At 38.8% G+C, this 9092-nt stretch carries 7 protein-coding genes; 1 reads left to right on the top strand and 6 read right to left on the bottom strand.

The genetic code is table 11. The features are described 5' to 3' along the window. Window positions 1-29 precede the first annotated feature (29 nt). The 5 genes from CWB62_RS17060 to CWB62_RS17080 all read right to left on the bottom strand — a co-directional run bounded on the left by CWB62_RS17060 (window position 30) and on the right by CWB62_RS17080 (window position 7186). Entirely contained in the window at window positions 30-1337 is a 1308-nt protein-coding gene (locus CWB62_RS17060; RefSeq protein WP_006794595.1) for an MFS transporter, read from the bottom strand. 2 nt (window positions 1338-1339) lie between these two features. Next, window positions 1340-1684 (bottom strand): cupin domain-containing protein, encoded by a 345-nt coding sequence (locus CWB62_RS17065; RefSeq protein WP_058404113.1) that lies wholly within the window; start codon window positions 1682-1684, stop codon window positions 1340-1342. An 11-nt stretch (window positions 1685-1695) separates the two neighbouring features. Continuing rightward, a complete protein-coding gene (locus tag CWB62_RS17070) occupies window positions 1696-3903 on the bottom strand; it encodes a heparinase II/III domain-containing protein (RefSeq protein ID WP_138529331.1) in 2208 nt (735 codons plus the stop codon). A 4-nt stretch (window positions 3904-3907) separates the two neighbouring features. Further along, on the bottom strand, window positions 3908-6166 hold the full coding sequence (locus CWB62_RS17075) for a polysaccharide lyase 6 family protein (protein ID WP_138529333.1): 2259 nt from the start codon (window positions 6164-6166) through the stop codon (window positions 3908-3910). Between the two features lie 141 nt (window positions 6167-6307). Further along, entirely contained in the window at window positions 6308-7186 is an 879-nt protein-coding gene (locus CWB62_RS17080) for an NAD(P)-dependent oxidoreductase (protein ID WP_008131457.1), read from the bottom strand. Window positions 7187-7914: 728 nt separating this feature from the next. Between CWB62_RS17080 and gloA the strand changes: the two genes are divergently transcribed. Beyond that, complete coding sequence (gloA, locus tag CWB62_RS17085; RefSeq protein WP_058404110.1) at window positions 7915-8301, top strand: lactoylglutathione lyase; 387 nt, start codon at window positions 7915-7917, stop codon at window positions 8299-8301. 49 nt (window positions 8302-8350) lie between these two features. On the opposite strand, the gene CWB62_RS17090 is transcribed toward gloA, so the two are convergent. Further along, entirely contained in the window at window positions 8351-8617 is a 267-nt protein-coding gene (locus tag CWB62_RS17090; RefSeq protein WP_058404109.1) for a DksA/TraR family C4-type zinc finger protein, read from the bottom strand. Window positions 8618-9092 lie beyond the last annotated feature (475 nt).

A 9092-nucleotide genomic window follows, 5' to 3' on the forward strand; every position in this document is an offset into this window, starting at 1 on the left:
TGGCGTGTTGGCATAGCAGTTGAAGCAGATTAATCAGGCTTTTTAAGAGGTTCAATTTTAGGAATTAAAATCCACACTGCAGCCATTGCTATAATGGCAAGTGATGCACCAATTATGAATGCCGGAGCATAATTACCATCAGCAGTTAATATTGGTACCAGTGAAGTAAGGCCTACCGCACCCAGTTTTGCAGCCATGCCTGAAAAACCAGACAAAGTACCGACCGCCTTTTTACCTAGTAAGTCACTTGGTAAAGTTTGGACATTACCAATAGCAGTTTGAAAACCGAACAGAATAACAGCCATTATAAGAACAGCCGTAGTCGGGCCACCTGGATTTGCCATAGCTAATAATGCAGGGAGCATAATTAAACAGCCAAGCGTAATTGTCAGCTTACGAGTTTTATCAGTATTCCAACCCGATTTAAGTCTGTTTTGAGCCAATAGACCACCAAACCATGCGCCAAACATTGCACCTACATAAGGAACCCAGCCATATATACCAATAGATTTAACGTCCATTGCATATACTTCGTTTAAGTAAATTGGTATCCAAAAAACAAATAACCACCAAATAGGATCTATCGCTGCTGATGCAATAATGACACCCCAGCTTTGTTTACGAGAAAGCAACTCGCCAGTAGAAGGGTTGTACTCTTCTTCGTCTTCGCCCGTTACGTCGCCGTTGTCATCAACACGTCTTTGACCGGTTAGGATATATTCGCGCTCTTCTTCGCTTATCCAAGGGTGAGAGCCCGGTGGCGCTTTCACTAAAATCAACCACGGTACTAACCATAAAAAACCCAAGGCACCAACAAAAACAAACACCATTTGCCAGCTAAAATAAACCGTTAAGTAAGCAATTAATGGTATTGCTATAATGCCACCAATTGCAGCACCTGAGTTAAAAATACCCTGTGCAAGCGCACGTTCTTTAGTTGGGAACCATTCAGCGTTACCCTTGGCTGCACCTGGCCAGTTACCGGCTTCAGCTACACCTAAAATGGCACGAAAAATACTTAGACTTAAAACACCTTGCGCAAATGCATGAGCAATTGTTGCCAACGACCACACACCAATTGATAACACAAAACCAAATCGGGTACCCACCCAGTCAAATATTTTACCAAAAATGGCTTGGCCAAATGCGTAGGCAAATACAAACACGATAGAAATGTTTGCGTAAATTTGTTTACGTTCTAATGCCGATTCATCAGGGAACATTTCTTCTACTATATCTGGCCAAAGTACACTTAGTGCTTGGCGGTCAATGTAATTTATGATGGTTGCTAACGCGATTAACGCAATAACCCACCAGCGTAAGCCTTTAAGTTGCATAATTATTCCTCAAGAAAGTCTTCACGGGCTGGACTAAAGGTATCGATTAAAATACCACCTGTTGGGCACGTAGCGCCATGATCGGCAAATGGAGGAATAAAACAGCTATCACCCGGTTTTAAAATTTCAGTTACACCGTCAATATTAAAGTGAAACTCGCCTTCAACTACGTAAGTTACTTGTGAGTGTCTATGCGCATGGTTATAACCAATTGCGCCTTTTTCAAACCAAATTTTAACGGCCATTAGCTCTTCGTTAAATCCTAACATTTGACGCTTTAAACCATTGCCTAGATCTTCAATTTCAGTTTTGTCACCAAATGAAAAATGTGCACTTTGCTTTTGCATCCTAATTACTCCTAATTATTCTTCAACGCATAAACGCCAAGTCGGTCGCTTAAGGTGAATGACTTATTTTTAAATGTGAAATCGTTTTTAGCTGCGCTTTGTGACTTATTAATTGCAACTAAATATGGCGTATTCTTTACGTTTAGTTCAACAAGTATTAAGTCACCCTGTGTGCTGTACGTTAACTCTGAAACACGGCTAACAGCCTCTAATGTGTATTCTTTGCTTGGGTTATATTCACCATGAGGCTCTAGAACAGACACAAACGTGTGTTGTTTTTGCCCTTCTACGCGACGAATAAAACCGTTTTCGTTGCGTAGGTTAAAGTTAAGGTCATTTGCGCCTATTTGAGTAAATAAAAATAACTCGTCGCCGTTAACTAGGCTTGTTTGTGTATAGAAGCGGCCATTATCATTTAACCATGTTACCTTTGCTAACCCCTTTTCAGGCGTTGCTTGTCCTTTTAACCATAGGTGTTGATAACCATTGCTTTCACCTAGAGCCTTTAGCTGATTTGTATTAGCACGTAAGCTAAAGTTGGTATCAATCAATTGGCCTTTATAGTGTAAAGGCAAATCAAATTGATGCGCTTTATTTGCATCTATATCGAACACGTCAAGTGCTACAGTGCTTTCTAGCCCTGGTAAGTTAACAAGTGCTAAAATACGTTTTAATTCAATCCCTTTGTAGGCTGTGGTTATTTCCCCACTTGCGACAGTGCCAAACTCATTGGTTTCAAAAAAGTTAAGCTTAGGATAGTTATTATTTCCTACTTCTACATTGGCATTAAAGTGAGATGTTTCATCTACAACAACAGTGTTATGCGCAACAGTATGTTTTGCATAGGTTTCGTTCTCTGGAAGATAACGGCCACCATACTTAGCCTCTACATTTAAAAAACGTGCTGCGCCGTAGTCAGATACAATTTCGTTACCATGGTCGTAAAACTGCCATGTAAGCTTATCAAAGTGACCATGACCTAAACCTTGTGCAGCAGGTTTAAACAAAAGGGCTTGATCGCCGCCTACCTTGGTTCGCATAACCACTAAAGCGCCTTGCTTTCCATCGTTACCGTCGCCAAAGGCAACTGATTTGAATATGTATGGCGCTTCATTCTTATCATCTAGCGCTTGAGCCACCTTTAAACCGTCGCCTGTAAGGACTACCTGATCTTGATACTTAGCAATGTCTAGGTAACCCGCATCGTTAGTTAAACCATAAGCAGCCGTTACGCCTTGTACTAATTCAATCGTGTCAATACCTTTACTTTTTATGGCATCGTTAATCGGGAAGAACAAACCGTTATAACTAAGCTGAATCGTCGTATCAATTGCTTTTAGTAAAATGCCATCGCGGTAATCGAAAATTTTTCTTTGTGGCTCATTGTTTTCAATTGCTTTTGCAAAGGTAACAAACGGCAGTAATGCAAAACGCTGATAATAAGGTCCTTCGTTGTAATAGCCTTGTGGAGAAAACAGCATTTCTAATTGCTTAATGAAACCACCTTTGCCCGATTTGTTTAAATCATAGAGTGATTTTTCTACCCACTCAGGTTCATCTAACACATAACCTGCCATACCCACGCCTGCAGTAGCCCAGGTACCATGGTTATGCACTTTATTAAATGTTGAAGGCTGACCCACTGACGTAAACAATGAAACAGGACGTAATAAATCGTCTTCTATCACTTTTTTATTTTCATCACTTAGCGAATCATGAATTAAGTCATATGCCTGAATTGTATAAACAAGCCACATTGCTTCATTCAAGCTTTGCCAAAAAAACTTACCTGGGTTTTGAGAATTCATTTTACGTTTTGGGTGTAACCCTAGCGTAGGGTAAAGCTCAGCGTATTCAAGCAACATATCGCGGACATAATTTGCGTATTTATCATCTTGGCTTAATTGATAAATAATCCCAGCGTTATACATTAACTGGTAGTTCTTTTTATGACGTTCGTGCGTATAGCCGCCCCCACCATCTTTAGGCACGGGCACCGTAATAGGTTGCGTTATTTGCTCGTCTACTTGTGTTTTTAAATTTTTATATGCCGCTGTAAACTGACCTTCGCCTTTTATTGCTTGGCGCATAAGCTTTACGTCGTCAACTGTAATAACCAGATTTGGATGCGATGCTGCACTCACAACTGACGACAATAATAATGAAAATAAAGCTAAAGTAGCGGCTTGTATGTGTGTATTTCGTTTAAATAAATTCATTAGTTCACAGCGCCTTATTTATCACGTTGTTATCTACAAGTATTGCGGTATGAGGGCCTGCGATTCTAAGCTCTTTAACACTTGGGGCGGATGTTGCATCAAATGTGTTGCGCGATACCTCAGTGATTGGCTCGCCAACAGTGTGCTCAATTACAACGGGGGCTGAATTAACAAATGCGTTATTTTCAATTTCAGTTACCTGCACTCCATGAACATAAATACTGGCCTTTTCTTTGTTGCGTTTTCCAAGGCCAACATTATTTAGCGTGTTGTTTTTCATTTCAAAGTGAGGACCAAATGTACTCTCATCGGAGCCGCCTCGGTATAGCTTTAGCAAGCCGCCTTTTACATCATTAAAGTTGTTACCAATAACAGTAACGTATTCAGCGTTGTAAATACCTAAGTCTTCTATTTCTGTGTTAAGGCGTAATATGTCACCGGTTACGTTGTTAAAAGTATTATTTGTAAGTGTAATTTCATCAGCCATTGCACCTTTACCCGTTACAAAAAAGTGAAACGAGTGATTAATATCTAACTTAATTAACTGCGAGTTACGGATTTCAAAACGGTAGTTATCGACCATGCCCCATTTTTGTGTACGTACTACACTGTTGCCTATGGCATCGGGTGCGCTTTCACCAGAGATAACTAAACCATCTAGCTTTAAGCTACCGCCATCGTGAATTTCAAATAAAGTAGAACGCTGATAAGTGAGCTTAGCTTTACCTGGGTTTTTAGCTTTAATAGTAAGTGCTCTTCTAATCTTAATAAGTTTTGATACATCGTATTGGCCATCAGCAAGCGCTAGCACATCTCCGGATTGGGCGTTATTAATTGCATTAAGTAAGTCGGTTACATTTGCTTTAACTTGATGCGTTTTACCTGAGTCAAACTCAACAACCTGCGCTATTTTTGGATACCAATTGACGCCGGTATCGTCCTTTTTTAGCACCGTCAAACCACGTTTAGCACCTGCTTTCATTTTACTTGATTTAGGGTAAAGTAAGCCGTTACTTGCTTTGCTAAGTGCTACATTTTGCTTTTTAACACCATAAGCAAGCTCTTTTAATACAGTGGTATTTGCAACGTTGTTGGTCAAAGCAATACCACTTACATCATCAAATGCAGTAAATGGCTGCTCGCCATTTTGATTAATAATCAGGTTATTTTTCATTACGCTGTTAATAGGTGCTGCACTTCGCTCTGCATCACTACCTGCAGCAAGTTGTACATGGCTTACATTTACAAAGGTGTTGTTTTCTATGGTTGCATTTTCAACTTGGTGGTAACGGTTAATTGGCGAGTTTGGTACACCGTTCATCACGGTAAACCCGCTACCAAATCGGTAACCTGTGAGCCCTTCAAGGTAGTTATTTCTTACAACTTGGTCTTTATTGATAATACGAATACCGCCAGTGTGGTCTGCGCCATTACCAAAGAAAATGTTCTCTTCAATTACATTGCCATTACCATGGCGAAGGGTTAACGTACCGCGAGATTCAAAAAATACGTTATTACGAATTTGGTTTTTACCTGATTTTACCGAGATGATTTCTACTTCACCGTTAGTGCGTTCAAAATAATTGTTTTCAACTACTGTAAATGAATCACTTAGTGAGTAATGACTGGTGCCAATACGCAGGGTTTCACCACCATTAGAGCCAAAAGTAGGACGGTAACCAAAAAAGTTATGATCTATTTGATGATAATTTTGCTGGCTTTGTTCGCTATTTAATCTTACAGCAACCGTAACACCTTTATTTCTTTTACCTACTAGGTGACTATGATCAAATCGGTTGTGTTGGCCATACAACGCTACCCAGTAATCTGACTCTCGTTTATCTGGATTATTATAATTATCGATTACAACATTGGTAACTCGTGAATGGTAAGCTAACTCTTTTTTATTGCGACGAAACTCTATTATCGCTGAACTTGGCGTATAACCCTCTTTGAAAACTAAGCCCGAAACCTCAAGGTACTGGCCCGCAAGACGAAGATTAGATTGGCCTGATAAAATAACCTTGCCGTGTGTTTCGGCTGTTAACGTAATAGGTGCATTTTTTGTGCCTTGACCTTGTAATAAAATTTCGAAATCAAGCCAAGTTCCATCTTTAAGAACAACGTTATCGCCTGCAACTAAGTTTGCCGCAATATCGTTAAAATCCTGTTTGTTGTCTACAAAATAATCTTTGGCCGCTATTTGTGTAGATAGGCAACCGATGAGAACTAGACTAAGCTTTATTGTACTAATCAAACGCATAGTTAACTCTTTTTCGTTGTGACTAAGTAAATGCGCTGTCAGGGGTTACTGTGCTGACAATACATAAAGACTTAAATCGATTGGTGTCATGTGTGTTTGAGCGCTTTAAATTAAAAACCTAAAGCGCTTTAGAGCTAAAAATTACTTTTCTAGTTTTTTGAAGTAATCGAAAATTTCTGGCACGTTACCTTGGCCCATACCTGCGTCAAATGCTGCTTGTAAGTTAGCAGACGACCCTTCAGCAATTTTTGATTGAGTACCTAAGTCTTCAACCATTTGTAAAAAATAACCAAGGTCTTTATTTGCATTAGCAATAGAAAAGCCAAGGTCGCTTACGTTGTCTACTGCATAGTTTTTACAAAAATGCATGAATGGAGAATTTGACGGGCCGGTAGACATAATGTCGAACAACTGTTGACGGTCAACACCAGCAAGTTCTGCAACTGCAAATGCCTGTGACATTGCACATACGGTTGTCATCCCCATAAAGTTATTGATCAGCTTTGTCGTGTGGCCAGCACCTAAATCACCTAAGTGAAAAACGTTCTCGCCTTGATCTTCTAACACTGACTTCACTTTGTTAAAAGTTGCCATGTCGCCAGAAGCCATAATATTTAATAAACCATCTTTTGCATGTGCAGGTGTACGACCAAGCGGTGCGTCAATCATACCAGCACCTTTTGCAGCTAAATCAGCGCCAATTTTTTTAGTTGAAGATGGAATTGATGTACCAAAGTCAACAAGTACTGCGCCTTCTTTAATGCCCGCTAAAATACCGTCGTCAGCGTAAACTATTTTTTCAACAACAGCTGACGTTGTTAGACAAAGCATTACAATATCTGCACCTGAAGCTAGTTCCTTTGCTGTGCTTGCTGTTTTTGCGCCTCGAGCGACACATGCAGCAACTGCATCCTTACTCAAATCCATAACAATCAGCTCATAGCCTTTGTTTTGTAAATTTTCGGCCATATTGCCGCCCATAAGGCCTAGACCGATGAAACCGATTACAGGTTTTGACATGAATAACTCCTAGATATGATGGCGCAAACTTTTATGAGAGTGAGTGAGTAATTATTTACCCCATAAAATAGGTACGCTCTGTCTTTATTTAATTCAGTAGAGCCACTTTATTAGATAAATAAAATAAGGTTTGTACTTTTTAAAGTAAGTAAAATAGCTTGTCTAACTCTCATTAAACACAGCATTTTTTACCTCTTATTTACTTATATAATCATGTGTAACTCTGATTATTTACTAAGCCATTTAGCAACAACGCTTAGGAGGTTACCAATTGGTATGTAAAAACATTATTACCAAACGCCTTTATTGTCAACCAATAAGTTATTTTTGTAAGCTGGGGAGTTACAACCAAAAGTTAATAGAAATAATATAATTCAATAAATACAATATGATAAAAACTATTAAATTAAATTTTCATATCAAAACAATTTTAAATAATATTTAAACGAATAGGCCTTGGGAGGTTGACCAATAAGCACAAATAATTGGCTAACCAGCCATATGAAAAGCCCAAATTGGTAATTAAGTTAAACTGTTAACCCATATATCAACAACAGATGATTCAATTCGACAGACTTTAATATTAAAGAAAGCTTTTTTGCTTGTAATACACATTTCCTGCCCTCATATAATTTAAAACTTATAAAATAATCAGCTGTCTCTAAATATGTTTTTAGAAATCGATATAGCCGATGAATTACATCAAAATAAAGCCTGAGGTTCCTTAAATGCGCTTATTACACACTATGCTTCGCGTTGCTGATTTAGAAAAATCTATCGCGTTTTACACCCACATTCTCGGCATGAAAGAGCTTAGACGCTCTGAAAATGAAGAGTACCGCTACACTTTGGCTTTTGTTGGTTATGGCGATGAAAAAGATACAACGGTACTTGAGCTCACATATAACTGGGATCAAGATAACTATAGCCAAGGTGATGCCTACGGACACATCGCAATTGAATTTGATGATATATACAAAGCATGCGATGACATAAAAGCTGCTGGTGGTAATGTAAGCCGAGAGCCCGGTCCAGTTAAAGGTGGAACAACTCAAATTGCATTTGTTAAAGACCCTGATGGGTATTCAATAGAGCTTATTCAGAAAAAGTCATAAATAATCACGGGTGGTATTTTACCCATAAAAAAAGGTGCCTTGAGCACCTTTATCGTAATTGACTATCTTTACTACCACGGCGATTAAACGCGTTAGAATTACTTGGTAGCCCTTCTAATTCCGCTTGGCATGAAATGCAGTAGCGCACGCCTGGCAACGCTAACCTTCTTGCTTGTGGTATCGTCTCGTCACACTCATCACAAAGCTCAGCGCTCGCTCCTGAAATTAGGTTACTTCTTGCGTATTGCACTGCATCATTAACACTAGCATCTATTTGATCTTGAATTGCGCCATCACGCGCCCATCCACTTGCCATAAATCCTCCTCATTCTTTGGAAGTTTTATACATGCTAACAAGTAGAATATTTATTAGCCCTGAATAAAAAATACAGATACTTTAATTAATACCAATTCGCTTAATTTATTGAGTTATTTTGAGGGTAGAAAAATGTTTTAGTAGCAAGGCAAAAAATCGTTCTTTATTTTTTCTAAATAAGAGTTTTTAACGTGGGTTGTGACACGTTTAGCTCAGCAAAATGATTAAGTATTATTGCGGGTTGATATAAATGTTTTTAGAGCTGTGATCTGATAGAGCTAAATATTTAACTTTGAAAGGTAATTTATATATGACTATGGGAAATGCTTTGTGAGGTATGTTTAAATCTTAATAACACTGACCTACTTTAGAAAAGTAAATGCGTCCCCAAGACAGTAGTACTCTTGATAACGGCGTGCATAGAGAGTGCGGTGTCACACTGCTTTAATACTGTACTTAAAATAGTAGATGGCGT

The sequence above is a fragment of the Pseudoalteromonas sp. S408 genome (genome assembly GCF_005886645.1).
In the GTDB taxonomy this organism is placed as follows: domain Bacteria; phylum Pseudomonadota; class Gammaproteobacteria; order Enterobacterales; family Alteromonadaceae; genus Pseudoalteromonas.